The following is an 18,341-nucleotide window of genomic DNA, read 5'->3' on the forward strand; positions in this document are numbered from 1 at the left end:
CACCCTTCCCACAGACCTTGGAAATCGATAATGCCGATTCCCACATTCCCGCGCCACGACTACGACGAGGATGAATATCTCCTCAAACCCGCAGGGCTAAGAGATACGCATTCTGAGGGCAAGGTCAGATCGGGTGCATTCATAGGGAGAAGATCGAAACTCTTTGGCCCAATCCAAGCCCTCTGATCCAGACGAAAGTTTTTCACCGTTTCGTCTATCGATTCCTTAGTGGCTTCCACTTGGGCTTTCGAGGCGTCCGCTCCTGCTTTGGCGGCATCTGCGGCGATTCTGGCTATTCGGGTAGATTCTTTGGTTTGAATCCAAAGAGCCACATTCGCGCCTGCTACAACAACGCCGATTATCAGAGCAGTAACTTCAACGTAAAGTCTGATTCTGTCTCGAAATTCCGCGCTGGATGCGCGTATCTCCTTATGGGTTTCGCGGGCGCTTTCTGCCTCTATCTCGGAGCGATCACGGTGCAGAACAGCGGTCACTTCAAGTTTTTGCTCGGGCTTTTCCTTGGCATTTTCGGCCTTATTCTCTGCGGATGCGGATTCAATCTTGCTGCTTATTCTTTCTATTCCGCTTTGAATGTCGGCAGCCAAACTCTGTATAGACTCGGCGATTTGCCGCAGCACTTTTCCGTAGTACATGCTCCAGCCCCTCCTTATGTTGATGGGAGTAACTGCGTCAAGTATCTTATTGGCCTTTACTCCCCCACTATACGAGGCGACAATGAGCCATGCCTAAAAAAGAGACGTGGATCTTCATCTTTGCCGCGCTCGGAGGTTTCGGGGGGTTGGCCTGCATACTCCAATGGCTTGAAATCACGCCAAAGGATTTATCGATGACCAAGCTAGTCGGTATACCTCATGTCCTCTGGCTAATTACTGGGCTAGCGTTGTTTGCCGCAAGCCTTTGGTCGTCGTTGCGTTCTGGATTCATTCAGAAGAAAACCATTAAACATCTCAAAGAGCAACTATCCAAAGAAATTGAGGATTCGAAGGGTTTTGCACGGCGAAACTTAGAGTATCGAGCCAAGTTGGATGAGTTGTTCGAAGAAGGCAAGGCGCATAGAGCTGAGCTAGAAAATTCGCAAGAAGCATATCGGCAATGCATGGTGGAGCGAAGTGCTTTCATGCAAGGAGCTAAGGAGAGTATGGCGAAGTTAGCTATGTTTTCGTCGCTCCAGATTGAAGCATTCCAGCTAGCAAAAGAGATGAGAGGGTTTTTAGGGAACTTTGAGCCAATCCCACCCCCTATCGATTACGGGGCCACAGATAAGCAGAAGATCATTCAATCAACTGAGCGAAGTCGATGGCGACAGAAGATCATGAGCGCCTACGAGCTACAATTCGCGGATCGTAAGCGAAAAATTACTCTAGAGTTTGGGGCATTGGGTTTCCCCATGGCGCTGTCTCACGCCGATCATGGAATACATGAGCCAATACCTGCAATCGAATGGGAGGCCGATGTTATTACAGCGATGGCTCATCGCATAGATGGAGCTAAGTTGACTGTGGAGAGGTGAGATGAAACCTGAATACCGCAAAGGCGCAGGAGCGCGAAAGAACTTCGAAGGAACAATGCAAAAGCTCTTCCGCGCTCCGAAACCAGTTAAAAAGGAAAAACCAACTGCAAAGGTGGCCGTGAAAGAGAACGGCAAGTAATGCGCTTACCGCGACCCCATCTACGTTTTACGTCAGTCCGCACCTTGCCACGTCAGTTGGGTGTAGGTAAGGCGACGGCCAACCGTCTGGATCATCGCCAGCGCGAAGCGGTCTTCATCGGTGAGCGGGTTATCCTTCGTGGCGCGATTGTTGAAGCGGAAAACTTGCTCACTCAGATAACGGTCCAAGTGGAACGGCTCGACGGCGACGTAGGTACCGCGCAGACCTCTCTTGAGCAAACTCCAGAAGTTTTCAATCCCCTGCGTGTGAACATTGCCGTTCACGTACTCATGCGAGTGATTGATGACCTTGTGAACGAATTGTCTACTCAGGCCGTCATACTGCATTGCTTCGTCGGTGTAGACCCTAGCAAACGGAGTCACGTTATTGAGAATCGCATTCTGCAAAGTCTCGCGCTTCACGTTCGGCATAACCTTAGCGCGGACTTGGCGAAGCTCACGGTCAAGCATTCCGTGGACAGCGGTCTTGCCTACATATCCACCCTTGAGTCCATCGCGCGCCTGCACCTGAGCCTTGCGGCTCTTGTGCATCTTGGCAGGGTTCGGGCCAATGTAAACCTCGTCCGCTTCTACGGGACCGCCAAAGCCAAACTTGTGCGATGCGTCGGACTTCATCGCCTCACGAATCCGATGCAGCATGAACCACGCCGACTTCTGGGTAACTCCAATCGAACGGTGGAGTTCATAGCTGCTAATTCCGTTCTTGCAGTTGCAGATCATCCAGACCGCTGTCATCCACTTGTCCAGACCAATAGGCGAGTCCTCAAAGATCGTCCCAACTTTGACGGTGAACTGCTTCTTGCAACCCTTACAGAACCACAGTTTCCGCGTGCTCACAAACGAATTGGAGTCAGAGTCGCAACGGGGGCACGTAACCTTGTCATCCGGCCAGCGCATCCACTTGGCATACTCGAAAGCTCTGTCTGGGTCACCGAAGTAAACTATTGCCTGCTGAAGAGTTACGGGCTTTTTCATTTCCTTGAACCTCGATCTATAAGCAGAATACTACTTACGATCTTGTGTGTCAAGTATGTTATTGCCCCGCCAACTCACACACTATAGGGTATTTAGCCAAAAAGACCCCTGGGGGGGAGGGGGTGCCCCGGAGTGATCCACTCCCGAATTTGAGGTCTGCGCGAGGCAGACCGAACTCGGCATGACTTCGAGGGGGATTGTCCAGAAAGCCTGGGCGGCTCAATCCTCAATCCATTGAAAGGCTCAATTGATGCCGCACATCCGCGCCGCGAACCCAGAAGATCACGTCCGTCGCAATATTGGCGGCGTGGTCCGCGATCCGCTCCAGGCTGCGCGAAACCATCAGCCCATTCATCGCCTGCTGCGTAAACTTCGGCTGCTCCTGGATCATCTTCAGCAGGTCGGCATGCGCCCGGCGGTTCATGCGATCGATCTCGTCATCCATCTCGCGCACCGCATCGGCCAGCCGCGCGTCTCCCTCCAGCAGCGAAAGGATCGCCGTCCGGATCATTCGCCCTGCAACCTCGCCCATGGCGCTGAAGTCCACCGGCAGTTCCGCCGGCTCGGTCTTCATAATGTCGCGCGTGCGCCGCGAGATGCCCATCGACTGGTCGCCAATGCGTTCGAGATCGCCATTGATCTTGATCACGGCCAGGATAAAGCGCAGGTCGATCGCCATCGGCTGTTCCTTGGCGAGAAGTTCGTACGCCATTTCGTCCAGTTCGCGCTGGGCTGAGTCGATTGCCGTTTCGTTCTGCTTGACGAATTGGCACAGATTCTTGTCCCGCAGGAGATAGGCCTCGACCGCGGACTCTACCGCCTGCTGCGCCATCGCAGCCATGGCAAGGAGTTTGTCCTTAAGTTCAGCAAGCTGAATTTGAAAGTGAATACGCGGCACGGCCCGTTTTTCTCCTAACGACCATTGTGCATCAACCTATGTTACGGGGAGACAAATTTCCCCGAGGCATCCCATTTGACATTACTTACGCCTCAGCGTTGTCCCTGCGCCCGTTCGCATGACGGCGATGATCTAGCCTAACAGAATGAACGAATCGAGTTCGACTCCAAAGTCCATGCTCAGCATCGATCCCGCCGCGCACCCGCAAAGGCAGATCTACAAATTGATGACCGGGATCATTGTCCCGCGGCCCATCGCCCTGGTCTCCACCGTTGACGCCGACGGCAACGCTAACCTTGCCCCTTTCAGCTTTTTCGCCGGAGTCGGCGCGGCGCCGCCGACTCTGCTCTTCTGCACCGCTCTCCGTCCCGCGGGAACCGACCAGGCCGGCCAGCGCAAAGACACTCTCCGCAACGTCGAGCAGACGCGCGAATTCGTCATCAACATTGTCAGCGAATCCATCGCCGCACAGGCGAATATATCCGCCGCCGAAGTCGCCCCGGAAGTCGACGAATTCAAGCTCTCTGGCCTCACGCCCCTAGCCAGCGAAGCAGTAAAGCCGCCGCGCGTCGCCGAGTCCCCCGCGCAAATGGAGTGCCGCCTGATGCAGGTGATCTACACCGGCAACCAGCCCGCCAGCGGAGTCGTTGTGCTCGGTGAAGTGTTGCGTTTCCACATACGCGAAGACCTGATCGAAGACTTCCGCATCGACCCCGCCGGCCTCGACGCCGTCGGCCGCATGGCCGGCAACACCTGGGTGCGCACCCACGATCGCATTGAACTCATCCGCCCGAAATAGCCTGCCCCTCCGCGCTTTCCACAAGACTATACTGGTCCCCACGATTCGTCGGTTCCACCAAGGCGATTGCAAAGGAGGCATGCGGGATGCATCTCTGCGAATCGACTTTACCCTCCACATTCGTCGACCATTCCGCGAGCCTCATGGCGCGCATTCTGCTGCTTCTTGTTCTCCTGCTTTGCGCTCCCTTCTTCGCCGGATGTCGCACCAGCAATCCACCCGCGGCGATCCCCTCCGTCGCATCCGCTGCAACCGACGCCTCCATCACACTATCGAGTGACAGCCTCGCCGGTGGAACCGTTCCGAAGGAGTTTACCTGCGACGGCGCAGACCAGTCGCCGCCGCTCAAGTGGACCGCCCCGCCCGCCGATACGAAGAGCTTCATCCTCACCGTCACCGACCCCGATGCTCCCGGTGGCACCTTCACCCACTGGGTCGTCTTTAACCTGCCGGCAAACACCAGCGCATTAGCGGCAGGCGTACCAACACAAGATCAACTTCCCGACGGCTCGCGCCAGGGACGCAACGATTTTGGCAAAGTCGGCTACGGTGGTCCCTGCCCGCCACGCGGATCTACGCACCGTTACTTCTTCGACCTCTTTGCGCTCAACTCGACACTCGTTTTGCCTGCGCGTGCCACGCGTGCGCAGATTGAGGACGCCATGAACACCCACGTCCTCGCTCGCGGCAAGCTCATGGCACGCTACGGACGCTAACGACCAGCTGATCGAGAGCTCCTTCAATCCGCCGACATATCCCTGCCCCTCACCTCATGCCCCAGCGAAGCCAGCAACGCCAGTGCGAGCGCCACAATCACCACCGAAATCGCCAGCACGTTCCGATAGCTTCCCCACTTCTCCGCCGCCAGCGACTGCGCATTCGCATTCCACGAAGTCACCAGTCCGCCGAGTTGATATGCCAGTCCCGGCGCCGTCGCACGCACCGGCGCAGGCGTCAGCTCGGCAAGATATGCCGGCACCACGCCCCAGGCGCCCTGCACCATGAACTGCATCGCCACCGCGCCCATCGCCAACGTCACCGCCGAGTGCCCATACGCCCACGCCGGTATCGCCACGAGCGACAGCAGTGCCGCCGTAATAATCGCGCGCTTGCGGCCCCACTTTTCCGATAGTGTCCCAAAGACGAATCCGCCCAGGATCTGCGCAAATCCGTAGATCACTCCGATCGTCCCCACTGCCCGCGGCGACAATCCTATCTGCACCTGGAGAAACGTCGGATACACATCCTGCGTCCCGTGCGAAAACGACATGAACGCCGTCATCAGCACGATCAGAAAAAGAAACGTCGGCAGGAACGACTTGAGGGACGCAAGTTTCTTCGCATAAGAATCTCCAGCCGGTTCAGATCGCCGCTTGCGCTCTACCGCGAGCCATACCGGCGATTCTTCAACCCGCGCCTGCACATAAAACACGAGCAGTGCTGGGCTCGCCCCTACCATGAACAACCCGCGCCATCCCAGCGAGTGAAACAGTAATGCAAACGCCGCCGACGCCAGGATCGATCCGAATGCGTATCCCTCCTGCAGGATCCCCGAGAAGCCGCCGCGTCCCTCTGTTGGCAACGACTCAAACGCCAGCGCCGCTCCCACTCCCCACTCGCCACCCATGGCGATGCCGAACAGCGCGCGCAACACCAGCAGCACGACCAGAGACGGCGCAAACGCGCAGGCCAACTCAATCACCGAAAAGCTGAGAATGTTGAACATCAGCACCGGACGCCTGCCATAGCGATCGGCCAGCATCCCGAACACCAACGCGCCAACTGGGCGAAATATCTGCGTCAAAAGTACCGCGGTGAATACATCCGACGGCTTCGCGTGGAAATCCGCCGAGATGGCTTTCACGCAAAAGATCAGCAGAAAAAAATCAAGGCTGTCGAGCGTCCATCCAAGGAAAGACGCAACAAAGGTGTGACGCTGCGACGAACTCAGACGCTGGAAATCGCGAATGAACGACATGAGCGGGAGGATACATTAGCAGGCGTCCGGCGAGTAGCCGACGCCTCGATCGCGCAGAAAAACATTCAGCAGCGTTCGGTGTACCTTGATCTGGCCGTTGTAGTCGATAAACCCCATGAACCAGTAACACTCACCTGGAACACCTCCAACCCGTCGCCACCGCGCCGCCTCCTGCCCCGGCGCCCACAGCTAACATCTCGGCTTCCCCAACTGCCGTCACTGCCGGTGCCTCCATCGGTGGTCTCGGAGACGTTGCCACCTCCGGTACAAAGACAGTCACCCCGAGCGCGTCGACTACTTATCACCTGATGGCGAAGGGCAATGGAGGCACCGCCGACGCCTATGGCCGCGTAACTGTCACGCGCGCTCCGGTCGCCGCGGCCGCTGCGCCCAGCATGTCTGAGGAAGAGACCTTCCGCCAGCACGTGAAAGACATCTTCTTCGACTACGATAAATACAATGTCCGCAATGGCGATGAATCGGTCCTCTCCCAGGATGCTGCATTCCTGAAGAGCCATCCCGAAATGAAGGTCGTCATCGGCGGATACTGCGACGAGCGCGGTTCCGACGAGTACAACGTTGCGCTCGGGCAGAACCGCGCCAGTTCCGCCGAAAAACTGCTGATCGGCTCGGGCGTCGATGCCAACCGCATCCGCGTCATCAGCTACGGCAAGGAAAAACCCTTCTGCGCCGATGACAACGAATCCTGCTGGCAGGAAAACCGCCGTGCAGGCTTTGCCCTTGATCGATAGAAATTCAATTGAGCCTGAACCACTCGGCTCCGTGAGGTAACGTCGCTCACGGAGTCTTTTCTTTACGACGACTCAACTGAGCACGCTGAAATCAAGCAGCCCCATGCTGGCTAATTGGCAATTACCATCAGCGAAGTGCTGTGAAGACTCAGTGTCGACTTGGGAACAAATGGAACGCTCAGGGGAAAACTGTAGGTGACTCTTACTTGCACTGCGTCGCCCGCCGCATTACACGGAGTTCCGCACGCCGTCCACGTTATAGGAGGAGCAGAACTCGGACGTATCATGTCGTCGTCGCGGTTGTGATTCGCGGAATTCATTCCAGGATATCCCAGGCTCTGCACATAACTCTGAATCTGCGCTGAAGTCACTCCGCAGTTGGCGAGTTAAGTGCAGGACGATCCACGTACGATGGCATACCGTGTCGCTTCCCTTGCGGCGTCCGAAACATAGTTGTAGGTGTACATTGCCAGCGACAGCTCAATGATTCCAAACAGAACCACGAACAAAAGCGATCTCACCACGGCCATCTCGACAATGGCTGATCTCTGTTCGCCAATCAAAGCCTCAGAAACTCTTGCAGTGACTTTCTGTCCACCAGTTTTCCCGGCTCGCGATTCTCCTTTTTCGCGTCTTCGGTTTCCGGAACAACGAAGGAAAAACCCACGCCGTCCGGGCCCCAGCGGATCACCTTTGAGTGTACGGCGATCGAATTCCCCAGTTTGTCCCCTTTGCTCCCCGTTCTTTGCAGCGTCATCAGAATCAGGGTTCCGGGATATGGGCGTTCGTCGGTGAGGAGGAAGAATCCGGATTCGCTTATGTTGCCGAGTTGGTAGGGTTGCGGCGCCCCCCCGCTCCAGTGATATGCAACCAGACCCGGAAGAATCTGACGGTTTGATCGCTGGCTGCTCGCCGATTCGGAGGAAAACCACCGCTTTATCCAAGCGGCAAATGAAGTCCCCTTCTCCGGCGCCGCCTCACCCCCGTCCGCGATCTGCTGCACGGGCACACCGTGTGGGCCGGAAGTCGATCGGAGAAATTCGTCCCGGTCAGCTTTTGATTGTTCCGCAATCGCCGCGCCATGTGCGTCCACCTCCTCATCGCCGATGGCGAAGGTTTCCAGGATGCCCTCGAGCTCTTCGACACCGCATATCGAGAGTTGATCGCCTGAGCGGAGCTGCGACGCAAAGATGGTGTGCGCGGGCAGAAGCAGCGCGCTCGCCGGCTCATCCTCTAAAACTGTGAATTGGGGATTGGGATAGTGATCGACGTTCCACGCGACGCGGTTCTCTTCATCGAGATAAACCAGATCGAAGAATCTAGCGCCCTGCGAAGCCGGAACACCTCGGTACGGCTTTAGCCATAATCCGGTCGCGCTGCCATGGATAAGAAAATCGAAAAGCCTTTTCAAGGGCTCAGCGGTCGTGTCGAAAATTGCGACTTCTAAGCTGAGAAAGGCTTCCCTGGAGCGGTTGTAGACCCGGAACGGTTCGTTTTTCTTTGGCGAACGTCCGCCTGCATCGTCCGATACTGGAGCGTGGTGCGTCGGATTTGGATCTGCGCCGGCTGGAAGCATGCATTCACCCAGTCCACTCGTCACGAACCAAGAGGAGTCCAGTCAGATCATAAGTGCATTTCGCCTTAGGGTAAATACCCCCTTGGCTGTACGAACGGTACTTTTGAATCACCACGCCCGGCGATCTCCACTCCCAAAATCGCTCAGCACATCCAAGTCAAATTGCAAGAACTTTCAAAGATCAATTAATTTGCAGAGCCCTCGCGGGGAAATTAGTGGACTTTCGTACTGAACTTCGAGTTCTTTCGTTACCGAAGCGTTAGGTACCCCGGCACGTTTGAACTATTTCACAATAACTCGATTCTCCCTAGAATTCGCTTAGGCTTGCGTTCAGCGGTGACACTTCCACCGTCGCCTCTGGAGGCGGACGCACTGCCCGAAATGAAAGGGCTACGATGTTCGTCCCAGACTTTGCGACCACACCTTCCGCGGTTGGCGATGTTCCGCCTTCCCATGTTTCCTCCAAACTCTCGGGATCGAAATCAAGACCCAAGCGAATGCTTCGGTTTTCGATTCGGGGAGACCACGGCGGTGCACTCGTTGAAATGGCGCTCGTCATGCCCATCATGCTTGCGATGCTGACCAGCATCTTCTCCTTTTCCGTCGTTCTCTATCAGAAACTCCAGCTTGGCGAGGCCGTCAGCAACGCCGGCCGCGTTATGGCTCTGGAGCGCGGCGATAGCGACCCCTGCGCAACAACCGCCAGTGCGATCTACGCGTCCGCGCCCGCACTTGCCAAATCCAACATGACGCTCACCTTTATCCTCGGCGGCACCAACACCAGCGGCACTGTCTCTGGCGGCACCACGTATGGCGGCACCAAGGGCGCGGCGCCCTCGTGCACGGCAGCGGGCAACGGTGGCGCTGCTGCCCTGCAATCCGGTTGGCCTGCCCAGATACAGGCGACGTATCCGTGCAGCTTCTTTGTCTACAACACCAAATTAGGTGCCTGTTCAGTCACGACCCAGGTAACGGAGGTAATTCAATGAATTTGCAAACGCATTCACTGTTCGGCCGCTTTCTCAAAGACGAGCGTGGCCAGATTATCCCCTGGATGACGTTCCTCAGCGTGCTGGTTATCGGTGCTGGCGGAATCACTGTCGATCTGGGTCGCGCTTATGTCTGCTACCGGCAGCTACAGGCAACCACGGATGCAGCCGCGCTTGCAGGCGCATACGCAATGGGCCAGGGGTCCGCCACCACTGACACCGTAACGAGTGCGGTCGACCTCTATACTTCGACGACAGGCGGAGCCAACTTCAACACTAATCTTCCCAGTCCCACCAGGTCCGTCACCTTTAGCTGTGTCACGGATTCCGCCATGGTCGCAGCACCGTGCCAGGCTTCGGGTACGGGATACAACGTAGTTCGCGTTACGCAAACCGCGACCATTCCCACTTTTTTCATTCGGGTGCTTTCGGTCATGGGTGTGAATTCGGCTCGCTCTCTCACCTTGACGTCAACTGCAACCGCGACCATGGCCAGCGGGCAGAACGACCAGGTCAATGTGGCCATGGTCGTTGACTCTACGGCATCCATGCAAACCCAGGACAACGACGCAAGCTGCGGAAATACCCGCATCTACTGCGCGCTGCAGGGTGTCCGCACGATGCTGGGCCTTCTTGCGCCATGTACGGCAAGCACGTCGAAGTCTTCGGCAACATGCACTCCGTACGATCAGGTCAGCCTCCTTACGTTTCCGACCGTCGCCTCGACCACGGCTTCACTCTCCGCCGAGACCGACTGCAAAACGAGTACAACGCCTAGCGTTGTTCCCTACACCACCCCTGCTGCCGGGGCAACCTGGTCTGCTCCCACCGGAGGCGCGGGCACCTATCAGATCACCGATTACGCGAGCGATTGGACGGCCTCGAACTCTGTTGGTGGGTCTTTGAGCAGTTCTTCGACTCTGGTCAATGGTTCGGGGGGAACATCGGGCAACTGCGGCCTCGACGCAAAGGGCGGGGACGGAACCTATTATGCAGGCGCCATTTATGCCGCGCAGTCTTCGCTGGTCGCCGCGAAGGCGGCAGCACCGGGATCGCGCAACGTCATGATCATCCTCAGCGACGGGGATGCCAGTGCATCGAGCGGAAAGATGGTCGACTCCAAGGGCAAAAACGTTGGGAACAATGGCAACACCTATCCCTCTCTCGATGACCAATGCCACCAGGCGATCACTGCGGCGCAGTACGCTGCAAGCAATGGCACAACTGTGTATACGATCGCTTATGGCGCGTCCAGTTCGGGTTGTTCTACTGACAAAGGCAGCTTGTCCATTACACCCTGTCAAGCAATGATGCAGATGTCTTCCGGATACGTGTCATCCACGAATGCGCCCAATTTTTACTCTGACGCTACTGCGACTCAGAACAAGGGTCAGTGCACCTCGGGCAGCAATCCAAATCTCTCTCTCAAAGGAATTTTCGGGAACATCTCCGCGCAGCTCACCAAGGCGAGGCTGATCCCCAACAACATAACCTAAGAATGTAAGCCAAGTCTGATCGGAAAGGCCGGAGCAACTTCTTCGGCCTTTCTTTTTTGCGCCAGGTTGATCTTGCCCATCAGGTGCGACGCATGTGTTCACCGATGCGAATCTCCCGTCGACGCACAAGCACCCTTCGATACACGTGACCGCAAAAAGTTGCGCATATTTATTTCGCACGTCATGCCGCAACCTTCGCGAACCGCGGTGTTTGTACACACCATGAACGGCGCGGCAGGAAGCAGCAAGAGCCAAGCTTCCAGGGCCGGCAGCCGAAATGGTTTTACCAACGGAAGGACGGAGGAGTTATGAAAAACTTTGGCAAATTCATGCTGGGTGCAGCGATAGTGGCTGGCGGGTTGGGCCTTGGAGCGACCACGGCCCAGGCAGCCGAGGTGAGAGTTGTTGTGGGTGGGCCGGCGGCCTACATTCCTCCGTGCCCTGGTGCTGGATACGTCTGGGTGGCCGGCTATTACAACAACGGCTATTGGGTCCCCGGATATTGGAACTACACCGGCGTTGGTTTCGTTCGTGATCGCGGCCCTGTCGTGGTCCACAATCGCGACCGCGATCGCCGCGTCTACGCCGACCGCGATGATCACCGCTTCGACGGCGACGACCGTCGTGGCGGAGACCGCGACGGCCACTTCCGCCGCTGAACGTCAAGTTCGCCAATTGAACTGAACTTGTCCGACCTGCCTCACGGCCTCTCCTTCCCGGAGAGGCCGTTCTTTTATGCTCGCCTTCCTTTGAAGATGCGACGCACTCCAACCGCTACGGCCACCGGAACCGAAAATAGCACGGCAAATCCCACCACGTTGCCTGCCATTTCGATCAGCAGCAGACCTGCTGTCTGAATCGCATTCATCTGGCCAACGCGGAATCCGTGCGCGGCAGGTAACAACAAGGGAAGCACCGCAGACGAGTTTCGATGCAGAAATCCGCCGATCTCAATCAGGACAGCGTACACCGCTCCAAAAACCGCTCCCATCCCTGCCGCCACCAACACAGGATGGTTCCGCCATACGCGCATTCCGACTTTGAGCATCGCTCCATTCTAATAACCGCGGGCGGGGCTAAGAGCGACCAGGCCTTTTGCTTTTGCCTTTTATCGCCTCTACTGCATGCCCCGCATTTGACTGGTTAAGACTTGCGCATATCCGTAATGTGCCAGAGAACGCCGGCCGGATCGCTCAGGTAGAGCACCCGAATGCCCCACGGCTGCAGCTGCGGAGGCTTGCACATGATTCCAGGGTACTTCTTCGTTAACTCGAGCCTTTGAATGTGGTCCCACCAGGCATCGGCGTCCTCCACGGACAGGCTCATCATGAAATTGCCCGCATGCTCAGCCACGTAGAACGTCTGCAGCAGAAATCGGAACGCACCGATCTGCAGTTCTGCAATCTGCTCATTACTCCAATTGATCGTAAAACCGAGATCCGTATAAAACTTCTTCGAAAGCTCAGCATCTCTGGCAGGCACAAATGTCTTGAGATCAGTAACCGGACTAGGCATCATGGATCCCCACTTCACCTCAGGCGTTCAAAAAAACAGCGCCAGAGTAGCAGACGGCTCATTCCTGATTCGACCGGCGAGGCGACGCACGAAACATCCTTTGGAGCAGCAAGACTAGCGTTGGTCGCGATCATGATAAAGAAATATAGCCCGGCCGCGTTGAGAGCCGACTCGAGAGCTCGCCGGTTGAGGCAGTGTCACTATTGCCCGGATAGGGAAACCCAAAGTGCCCGGTTTCAAGGGGTAAAGGAAAGTTCTCAACTGACCGCAACTTATTCCCAGATCAGTTGTTCAAATGTACAGTAGCCGGGACAAGCGAAACGCTGACCGGTATGTGCTGAAAGCCAAGATCCTGAGTCGGAACGCCCGTTCAGGCGGCACAAGGAGGACGTAATGAAAAGTTTGAAGTTGATCCTGTTCGCGATGATCCTGGCGCTGCCCTTCGCAGCAGTCTCTGCTAACGCTCAGGTCGCAGTGGGGATTGGGGTTGGACCGGATGTGGTTCCGGCGCCGATGGATTATGGTCCTCCCGTATGTGATTGGGGCTATTACCCTTATTACCCTTACGCTTGCGCGCCCTACGGCTATTACGGTCCCAACTGGTTTGACGGTGGCCTCTTCATCGGTGCAGGTCCCTGGTATGGCTGGGGCTGGCGGCATGGATGGGGCGGATACGGCTATCGCGGCGGATACGGATACCGTGGCGGATACGGATACCGTGGCGGATACGGATACCGTGGCGGGTACGGCTATCGCGGCGGTCATGACGGTGGATACCGCGGCGGTTATGCCGGTGGTGGATACCGCGGTGGATACGCCGGCGGCCAGAGGGGTGCAGTGGTTCCGCGGGCCTTTAATGGTGGTGGATACCGCGGCGGATACGCTGGTGGCGGGCACGTAGCCGGCGGCGGTGGATTCCGAGGCGGCACTGGTGGCGGATTCCACGGTGGTGGCGGCGGTGGCTTCCATGGTGGAGGCGGTGGCCACGGCGGTGGCGGACACCGGTAAGGCTTAGAAATACATACAATTCAAAGCCCGGTTGCTTCGGCAGCCGGGCTTTTATATTGCAGCTATCACTTCGTCCAACGGCTTGGCCCCAGACAAATTGCTAAAAACTGGGCAGGCATGGTTTTCTCAGCATTCAACCCGAGGGCCAGTCAGCCTTTACCGCAGCCCTCATCTCGGCCGCAGCGTCTGATACTTCGCGATCGTGTAACCAAGAGCCGAACCAAGCCAAACGTCCGATGGAAAATGAGCTTGCTCGGTGATCCGCGAGCCACTGATGGCGGTAGCCAGCGTATAACACAGCACCGGAATCCACGGCTTGCCCCGATGCCGGTACCGTTCCGCGACGATGGTCGCCACTGACCACACTGCAGTCGAGTGCCCTGAAGGAAAACTGCTTCCCTTGAGCGGCGATTTGCCGCCGTTGAAGAACGTGCCGGTGAAGGGAGCGCCCATGGGAACATCGGCAGGTCGTTCCCTGCGGGTCACGGCCTTGATCGCCAGATTGACGATCAGGCTGTCTCCATAGGCTTCTGCAGCCAGAAGTGCAGTGTTGACCTCTCGGTCGTCATGGCGGATGTATCCTGCCGTCATCAGACCGGCCGGCAGCGAAATCACTTCCCCGGTCGTGATCAACGGATCGAACACGTCGTTAAAGTCATCCCAGTTCCGCTGGTGCGTTTGGAAGTAAGGCATGGCGTGCGGGTCAGCGTAGATCAGTCCAGCCGTTCCCCCGACGACAATGAGCGTCGGCACCCAGTGGCGCCCGCGCGCAAGCTGCTTGGGAAACGTCCACCAGATGTCCTTCTGGTCGTGGAGAAAGTCACCGGGCAGACTTCGCCACGTAGCCTCTCTTTGCGGAACACCGGTGGTGGTGTCGACTGTCGGCTTCATCGTCTGGCCGTGATCATCGGGCAGGTTGGCGTAGTCTTTGGCGAGACCCTCGGCCGCAGGTTTCACGCTGAGGCCGGGATCGTCGGGCAGGTTGGCATATTCCTGGGCGAGCCCCTGGGTCACCGCACAGGTCAGCAAGAGAGAAGTCGACACAAGCCAAGTACAGCTCTTAATCCTGATCATCAACAGAGTTGGATGCAGGATTTCAAGAAAGCCGTCAGCTTTTAGCTCGAAGCTCCTCCTTGAACCACTTTGCCGTCCCGGGCCGGAACAGCAGCCACGCGATCACAATGCAAAGCGCCGCATGAATCAGGAGTTCCCTGAGCGGGTGGAAAATGCTGATGACCACGTGAAAGATCACCCATGCCAGCGCAAGCCACCGCGCCCAGTTCTGCCGCAAAAGCAAGCCGACGCCGGAAACTACCGCCAGCAATTCCGTCAGTTCAATCGCGATCGCATCCTGATGGCCTGAAGTCAGCTCATTGAAGTGGTAGACGAATCCCATCACACCCACCAACATGTAGACAGCCACCACGATCAAGACGGGAACAGGTCGCTTGCCCATGGCAACTAGTATCTACGATAGAAATGGAAGACCAGTCATGCCAATGCATCTAAAATGGCGTTGAGGGAAATTTTTTGCCAGCCTACGAGTATCTTTGTGAAGAATGTGACCGCCATTTTGATCAGCGCCAGAAGATGTCAGATGCCCCGATCGACCAGTGCCCCGAGTGCGGAGGTCACGCCAAACGCCTAATCAGCGGCGGAGCCGGCGCCATCACCAAGGGAGCGAACCAACCGCCGGCTCCTGCCTGTGCGTCCGGTGCCTGCTGCGGCCAGGGTGCTTGCGCAGGCAATATGTTCTGCGACAATTGAGTTCGACGCGCGGCAGAATTCCACTTGCGCCGCGCGGAGCAATGCCTTTTCGCCGGGTTCGCCCGCTTGGCAGTTTACGCGAAGACCAGCCCGAGTGCCGAGTCAATCTGCTGCTTCATCGGGATTGGGTCGGCACTCATCTCCTGTGACATAAAATCCACGGACGATGCTTCAGAGCCGGTCCCGACCAGGACTTTCAGCGCACTGATCGCTGAGTCAATCTGCTCCATGCGATTCCGCAGCCGCTTGGCCTCCTCGAACAGATTGTCCAATTCGCCCGTAGCCGCTTCCATCGCTGCGCGATAAGGACCTGAATAAGCTTGATGGTTCATTTCGACCTCCATGGTGAGAAGTCTAGCCCTGCCTCAACCCAAATCCCATTACACAAACCGTGCGACAGCAGACCACTTTTGTGCTACAACGTGATCGCTTCGGCGTCTCGTGGCAACTGAATTTTTCCTGAGACCCGAATCTGTCAAACTAGAACACAGTGAAAGATCCATCAACAAAATCTCCGCTTCCCTCGCCACTTCGCGTGCTGATCGCAGGCGGGGGTACGGGGGGGCATATCATTCCAGCGCTGGCGGTGGCGCACGAGCTGGTCACGCGGCATGGGGCCGACGTCCTGTTTGTGGGGACGCCGCGCGGGATGGAGTCGCGGCTGGTCCCAGCTGCGGGGTTCCAGTTGCGGCTGATCGACGTGGGACCACTCAAGAACGTCTCTCTTGCCACGCGGCTGCGCACGCTGGTCGATATTCCGCGCAGCCTCTTCGCGTGCCGGCGACTGATCCTTGAGTTCAAACCGGATGTCGTGTTCGGAGTTGGTGGCTACGCTTCGGGGCCGGGAATGGCGGCTGCGGTGATGATGGGGGTTCCGACGATGGCATTCGAGCCGAATGCGATGCCGGGGCTCGCGAATCGGCTGGTGGGGAAACGGGTGCAGGCTGCTGCGGTGAATTTTCCGGCGGCGGCGATTTTCTTTCGCAATGCGGTGGTGACCGGCATCCCGGTCCGGCCGGATTTCTTCAAGCTGCCGCCGACTACCGGGGATGCCCCGCACCTGCTGGTCTTCGGGGGATCTCAGGGGGCGCGGCTTTTCAACAACACTCTGCCGGCCATCGCGCCTGACCTGCTGGCGTCTGTGCCAGGACTCACCATTCTGCACCAGGCCGGCATGCGTCATGTCGAGGCCACCGAGGCTGCCTACAAGGCCAGCGGCGCCAATCCCGCACAATGGCAGGTCAGCGGATTCCTCGACGACATGCCCACGCGATTCGCGCAGGCCAACCTGGTCATGTCGCGCAGTGGAGCCTCCACCGTGGCCGAACTTGCCGCCGCGGGCAAGCCGGCTGTTCTCGTCCCCTTCGCTGCCGCGGCCGACGATCACCAGACGCGCAACGCCGAGGAGATGGTCAAGGCTGAAGCCGCGGTGATGTTGAAGGAATCCGATCTCGCCGATCACGACAAGGTCATCGACACCCTCATCCAGCTACTCGGATCGCATGAACGGCTGGCGGCCATGTCTGCCGCCGCGTTGACTCAATCCCATCCGCAAGCTGCCGAGGATATCGCCAACCGGCTGGTTTCGCTGGCCCCGGCTTGACATTCCGGCAAGGTCCCCTGGCTCAAGAGGCAGAAGCTTGTTCGGGGGGGTATATTCCCCCCTCTGGAACGAAAGTTTCTGTTTTCAATGGTTTACCAGCGAATATCGCCGCAGAGAATTGCAAACAAATAAGATCGCCGTAGAGATTCCCAAGGAAAGGACTTACGGGCGTTTCCGTGCCCAGAAGGCGGTGCCGGTCAACGCCCCGAAGTTCTCCTATTTCCATTATGAACAAGTCGGCGAAATAACCTGCAAATTTCCGGCCGATTTTCCGGATTTATTTTTTGAGGGTTCGGTGAGCCCTTCGGAGCGGGCAATTCTACAGCCGGCGCACTGCCTTTGCGCTATACTTCTCGCCTTCGAACATTGCTGAGCAATTCCCCCCGAAGAAAATCTGCGTTTGAAAGAGGTCTGCATGAAAGTAATGTCTACGTACAGTGTGCGTCCCGGCTGCATTAAAGAGGCAACAGCGCGATTCCTCGCCGGAGAAGGAGCGCCCGTGGAGGGCGTAAAGCTGTTAGGACGCTGGCATAAAGCCGACGGCAGCGGTGGATTTGTGCTGCACGAGTCGGACAGCCCTGAAGCCCTGATCAAGGGATCGATGAAATGGGTGGATGTACTGGAGATTCACGGCAGCATCGTGGTCGATGACAACGCGGCCGGAGCAGCCATGGCGGAGTACTACGGCAAGTAGGGTGAGTTCGTGGTTCTAAGTTCTGAGTTCGTAGTTTACGGCCCGAACTTCTAGCTTCCAGTTTCCCAGGTCCGATAAACCCCGATCTCCACCCGATGGGCGAGACCTGTCGATGGGGACCCGGACCTGGGGCGTCTGCACATGCTTCAGTGTGCGCTATTTTTTTTTGCGCATCGAAGGCGTAAAGGTGATCCCGATCAGCAGTCCCTCGGGCGCGAGAAAACGGCTGACAATTTGTCCCCAGGGTTCCTTCTTGTTCTTGATGAGCATGCGGCAGCCTCGCGACTCCAGTTCCGCAGTGGCTAGTTCAACATCGTCGACATCGAATTCAAGCCACGCCTGCGGGACCGGTATGCCGTCGGGCCAGAAGTCTTGAGCGAAACAGGACTGGGCTGCTTCAGAGAGCGGCCACAGCGCGAAGGTCTTTGCGCCGTCCAGGGATTCCGTATGGAGATAGCCGCCGGTCTCCTCTTTGAAGCGAATGCCGAGAGCATCGCCGTAGAGTTTTCGGCTTGTCTCTCTGTCAGGAACGATAGGGCCAAAGCCCGCGACGAACAGAATCCTGCTGTTCTCCATGATGCGACCTCTGCTGAGGTTTGAA

General features: G+C 57.3%; 24 protein-coding genes. 12 read left to right on the forward strand and 12 right to left on the reverse strand.

The annotated features are described in order from the left end of the window. Window positions 1-59 precede the first annotated feature (59 nt). Complete coding sequence (locus WCA10_RS20620) at window positions 60-653, reverse strand: hypothetical protein (protein WP_472824409.1); 594 nt, start codon at window positions 651-653, stop codon at window positions 60-62. Between the two features lie 89 nt (window positions 654-742). On the opposite strand from WCA10_RS20620, the gene WCA10_RS20625 reads away from it, so the two are divergent. Together WCA10_RS20625 and WCA10_RS20630 are read left to right on the forward strand one after the other, a co-directional pair. Next, the gene (locus WCA10_RS20625) at window positions 743-1,531 is read left to right on the forward strand and encodes a hypothetical protein (RefSeq protein ID WP_472824410.1); all 789 of its coding nucleotides are present in this window, start codon (window positions 743-745) and stop codon (window positions 1,529-1,531) included. A gap of 1 nt (window position 1,532) precedes the next feature. After that, the gene (locus WCA10_RS20630; protein WP_472824411.1) at window positions 1,533-1,670 is read left to right on the forward strand and encodes a hypothetical protein; all 138 of its coding nucleotides are present in this window, start codon (window positions 1,533-1,535) and stop codon (window positions 1,668-1,670) included. Window positions 1,671-1,702: 32 nt separating this feature from the next. Here WCA10_RS20630 and WCA10_RS20635 read toward each other — a convergent pair whose 3' ends face one another. Continuing rightward, complete coding sequence (locus tag WCA10_RS20635) at window positions 1,703-2,665, reverse strand: IS1595 family transposase (protein WP_472824412.1); 963 nt, start codon at window positions 2,663-2,665, stop codon at window positions 1,703-1,705. 226 nt (window positions 2,666-2,891) lie between these two features. Continuing rightward, window positions 2,892-3,563, reverse strand: coding sequence for a phosphate signaling complex protein PhoU (phoU, locus tag WCA10_RS20640; RefSeq protein WP_472824413.1), 672 nt, complete (start codon window positions 3,561-3,563; stop codon window positions 2,892-2,894). Between the two features lie 145 nt (window positions 3,564-3,708). Here phoU and WCA10_RS20645 point away from each other — a divergent pair, with 145 nt between their 5' ends. Together WCA10_RS20645 and WCA10_RS20650 are read left to right on the forward strand one after the other, a co-directional pair. Beyond that, window positions 3,709-4,362: a flavin reductase family protein gene (locus WCA10_RS20645; protein WP_472824414.1), complete on the forward strand. Its 654-nt coding sequence runs from the start codon at window positions 3,709-3,711 to the stop codon at window positions 4,360-4,362. A gap of 86 nt (window positions 4,363-4,448) precedes the next feature. Further along, on the forward strand, window positions 4,449-5,078 hold the full coding sequence (locus WCA10_RS20650; protein ID WP_472824415.1) for a YbhB/YbcL family Raf kinase inhibitor-like protein: 630 nt from the start codon (window positions 4,449-4,451) through the stop codon (window positions 5,076-5,078). Window positions 5,079-5,101: 23 nt separating this feature from the next. Here the strand turns inward: WCA10_RS20650 and WCA10_RS20655 are convergent, their stop codons facing one another. Beyond that, the gene (locus tag WCA10_RS20655; protein WP_472824416.1) at window positions 5,102-6,340 is read right to left on the reverse strand and encodes an MFS transporter; all 1,239 of its coding nucleotides are present in this window, start codon (window positions 6,338-6,340) and stop codon (window positions 5,102-5,104) included. A gap of 308 nt (window positions 6,341-6,648) precedes the next feature. Between WCA10_RS20655 and pal the strand changes: the two genes are divergently transcribed. Then, complete coding sequence (gene pal / locus WCA10_RS20660) at window positions 6,649-7,092, forward strand: peptidoglycan-associated lipoprotein Pal (protein ID WP_472824417.1); 444 nt, start codon at window positions 6,649-6,651, stop codon at window positions 7,090-7,092. Between the two features lie 386 nt (window positions 7,093-7,478). Here the strand turns inward: pal and WCA10_RS20665 are convergent, their stop codons facing one another. Together WCA10_RS20665 and WCA10_RS20670 are read right to left on the reverse strand one after the other, a co-directional pair. Continuing rightward, window positions 7,479-7,655, reverse strand: a complete 177-nt coding sequence (locus WCA10_RS20665) for a TadE family protein (protein ID WP_472824418.1) — start codon at window positions 7,653-7,655, stop codon at window positions 7,479-7,481. Beyond that, entirely contained in the window at window positions 7,652-8,668 is a 1,017-nt protein-coding gene (locus tag WCA10_RS20670; protein ID WP_472824419.1) for a hypothetical protein, read from the reverse strand. The genes WCA10_RS20665 and WCA10_RS20670 overlap by 4 nt, the downstream gene beginning before the upstream one ends. Before the next feature lie 497 nt (window positions 8,669-9,165). Here WCA10_RS20670 and WCA10_RS20675 point away from each other — a divergent pair, with 497 nt between their 5' ends. The 3 genes from WCA10_RS20675 (at window position 9,166) to WCA10_RS20685 (ending at window position 11,812) form a co-directional block, all read left to right on the forward strand. After that, window positions 9,166-9,657, forward strand: coding sequence for a TadE family protein (locus WCA10_RS20675; protein WP_472824420.1), 492 nt, complete (start codon window positions 9,166-9,168; stop codon window positions 9,655-9,657). Beyond that, entirely contained in the window at window positions 9,654-11,153 is a 1,500-nt protein-coding gene (locus WCA10_RS20680; protein WP_472824421.1) for a pilus assembly protein TadG-related protein, read from the forward strand. Before WCA10_RS20675 ends, WCA10_RS20680 begins: the two co-directional genes overlap by 4 nt. A gap of 308 nt (window positions 11,154-11,461) precedes the next feature. Continuing rightward, the gene (locus WCA10_RS20685) at window positions 11,462-11,812 is read left to right on the forward strand and encodes a hypothetical protein (protein WP_472824422.1); all 351 of its coding nucleotides are present in this window, start codon (window positions 11,462-11,464) and stop codon (window positions 11,810-11,812) included. A gap of 74 nt (window positions 11,813-11,886) precedes the next feature. Here the strand turns inward: WCA10_RS20685 and WCA10_RS20690 are convergent, their stop codons facing one another. Continuing rightward, window positions 11,887-12,201: a hypothetical protein gene (locus WCA10_RS20690; protein WP_472824423.1), complete on the reverse strand. Its 315-nt coding sequence runs from the start codon at window positions 12,199-12,201 to the stop codon at window positions 11,887-11,889. Window positions 12,202-12,296: 95 nt separating this feature from the next. Then, a complete protein-coding gene (locus WCA10_RS20695; RefSeq protein WP_472824424.1) occupies window positions 12,297-12,671 on the reverse strand; it encodes a VOC family protein in 375 nt (124 codons plus the stop codon). A 390-nt stretch (window positions 12,672-13,061) separates the two neighbouring features. On the opposite strand from WCA10_RS20695, the gene WCA10_RS20700 reads away from it, so the two are divergent. Continuing rightward, window positions 13,062-13,676, forward strand: a complete 615-nt coding sequence (locus tag WCA10_RS20700) for a hypothetical protein (protein WP_472824425.1) — start codon at window positions 13,062-13,064, stop codon at window positions 13,674-13,676. Between the two features lie 168 nt (window positions 13,677-13,844). Here the strand turns inward: WCA10_RS20700 and WCA10_RS20705 are convergent, their stop codons facing one another. Together WCA10_RS20705 and WCA10_RS20710 are read right to left on the reverse strand one after the other, a co-directional pair. Further along, window positions 13,845-14,720: a phosphatase PAP2 family protein gene (locus WCA10_RS20705; RefSeq protein ID WP_472824426.1), complete on the reverse strand. Its 876-nt coding sequence runs from the start codon at window positions 14,718-14,720 to the stop codon at window positions 13,845-13,847. A gap of 64 nt (window positions 14,721-14,784) precedes the next feature. Further along, window positions 14,785-15,132: a hypothetical protein gene (locus tag WCA10_RS20710; RefSeq protein ID WP_472824427.1), complete on the reverse strand. Its 348-nt coding sequence runs from the start codon at window positions 15,130-15,132 to the stop codon at window positions 14,785-14,787. A 74-nt stretch (window positions 15,133-15,206) separates the two neighbouring features. On the opposite strand from WCA10_RS20710, the gene WCA10_RS20715 reads away from it, so the two are divergent. Continuing rightward, the gene (locus WCA10_RS20715) at window positions 15,207-15,443 is read left to right on the forward strand and encodes an FmdB family zinc ribbon protein (protein WP_472824428.1); all 237 of its coding nucleotides are present in this window, start codon (window positions 15,207-15,209) and stop codon (window positions 15,441-15,443) included. A gap of 74 nt (window positions 15,444-15,517) precedes the next feature. Here the strand turns inward: WCA10_RS20715 and WCA10_RS20720 are convergent, their stop codons facing one another. Continuing rightward, window positions 15,518-15,775 (reverse strand): hypothetical protein, encoded by a 258-nt coding sequence (locus WCA10_RS20720; protein WP_472824429.1) that lies wholly within the window; start codon window positions 15,773-15,775, stop codon window positions 15,518-15,520. A gap of 158 nt (window positions 15,776-15,933) precedes the next feature. Here WCA10_RS20720 and murG point away from each other — a divergent pair, with 158 nt between their 5' ends. Both murG and WCA10_RS20730 read left to right on the forward strand, forming a co-directional pair. After that, the gene (murG, locus tag WCA10_RS20725; RefSeq protein ID WP_472824430.1) at window positions 15,934-17,046 is read left to right on the forward strand and encodes an undecaprenyldiphospho-muramoylpentapeptide beta-N-acetylglucosaminyltransferase; all 1,113 of its coding nucleotides are present in this window, start codon (window positions 15,934-15,936) and stop codon (window positions 17,044-17,046) included. Between the two features lie 415 nt (window positions 17,047-17,461). Further along, complete coding sequence (locus WCA10_RS20730; protein WP_472824431.1) at window positions 17,462-17,740, forward strand: DUF3303 domain-containing protein; 279 nt, start codon at window positions 17,462-17,464, stop codon at window positions 17,738-17,740. 156 nt (window positions 17,741-17,896) lie between these two features. Here WCA10_RS20730 and WCA10_RS20735 read toward each other — a convergent pair whose 3' ends face one another. Next, complete coding sequence (locus WCA10_RS20735; protein WP_472824432.1) at window positions 17,897-18,316, reverse strand: VOC family protein; 420 nt, start codon at window positions 18,314-18,316, stop codon at window positions 17,897-17,899. Window positions 18,317-18,341 lie beyond the last annotated feature (25 nt).

Origin of the sequence: Occallatibacter sp., assembly GCF_049582745.1 — a bacterium.
In the GTDB taxonomy this organism is placed as follows: Bacteria; Acidobacteriota; Terriglobia; order Terriglobales; family Acidobacteriaceae; genus Telmatobacter.

Coding starts and splice junctions, on each gene's coding strand:
- WCA10_RS20620 (WP_472824409.1), bottom strand. CDS start 653: ATGTACTACGGAAAAGTGCTGCGGCAAATCGCCGAGTCTATACAGAGT.
- WCA10_RS20625 (WP_472824410.1), top strand. CDS start 743: ATGCCTAAAAAAGAGACGTGGATCTTCATCTTTGCCGCGCTCGGAGGT.
- WCA10_RS20630 (WP_472824411.1), top strand. CDS start 1,533: ATGAAACCTGAATACCGCAAAGGCGCAGGAGCGCGAAAGAACTTCGAA.
- WCA10_RS20635 (WP_472824412.1), bottom strand. CDS start 2,665: ATGAAAAAGCCCGTAACTCTTCAGCAGGCAATAGTTTACTTCGGTGAC.
- WCA10_RS20645 (WP_472824414.1), top strand. CDS start 3,709: ATGAACGAATCGAGTTCGACTCCAAAGTCCATGCTCAGCATCGATCCC.
- WCA10_RS20650 (WP_472824415.1), top strand. CDS start 4,449: ATGCATCTCTGCGAATCGACTTTACCCTCCACATTCGTCGACCATTCC.
- WCA10_RS20655 (WP_472824416.1), bottom strand. CDS start 6,340: ATGTCGTTCATTCGCGATTTCCAGCGTCTGAGTTCGTCGCAGCGTCAC.
- pal (WP_472824417.1), top strand. CDS start 6,649: ATGGCGAAGGGCAATGGAGGCACCGCCGACGCCTATGGCCGCGTAACT.
- WCA10_RS20670 (WP_472824419.1), bottom strand. CDS start 8,668: ATGCTTCCAGCCGGCGCAGATCCAAATCCGACGCACCACGCTCCAGTA.
- WCA10_RS20675 (WP_472824420.1), top strand. CDS start 9,166: ATGCTTCGGTTTTCGATTCGGGGAGACCACGGCGGTGCACTCGTTGAA.
- WCA10_RS20680 (WP_472824421.1), top strand. CDS start 9,654: ATGAATTTGCAAACGCATTCACTGTTCGGCCGCTTTCTCAAAGACGAG.
- WCA10_RS20685 (WP_472824422.1), top strand. CDS start 11,462: ATGAAAAACTTTGGCAAATTCATGCTGGGTGCAGCGATAGTGGCTGGC.
- WCA10_RS20690 (WP_472824423.1), bottom strand. CDS start 12,201: ATGCTCAAAGTCGGAATGCGCGTATGGCGGAACCATCCTGTGTTGGTG.
- WCA10_RS20695 (WP_472824424.1), bottom strand. CDS start 12,671: ATGATGCCTAGTCCGGTTACTGATCTCAAGACATTTGTGCCTGCCAGA.
- WCA10_RS20700 (WP_472824425.1), top strand. CDS start 13,062: ATGAAAAGTTTGAAGTTGATCCTGTTCGCGATGATCCTGGCGCTGCCC.
- WCA10_RS20710 (WP_472824427.1), bottom strand. CDS start 15,132: ATGGGCAAGCGACCTGTTCCCGTCTTGATCGTGGTGGCTGTCTACATG.
- WCA10_RS20720 (WP_472824429.1), bottom strand. CDS start 15,775: ATGAACCATCAAGCTTATTCAGGTCCTTATCGCGCAGCGATGGAAGCG.
- WCA10_RS20730 (WP_472824431.1), top strand. CDS start 17,462: ATGAAAGTAATGTCTACGTACAGTGTGCGTCCCGGCTGCATTAAAGAG.
- WCA10_RS20735 (WP_472824432.1), bottom strand. CDS start 18,316: ATGGAGAACAGCAGGATTCTGTTCGTCGCGGGCTTTGGCCCTATCGTT.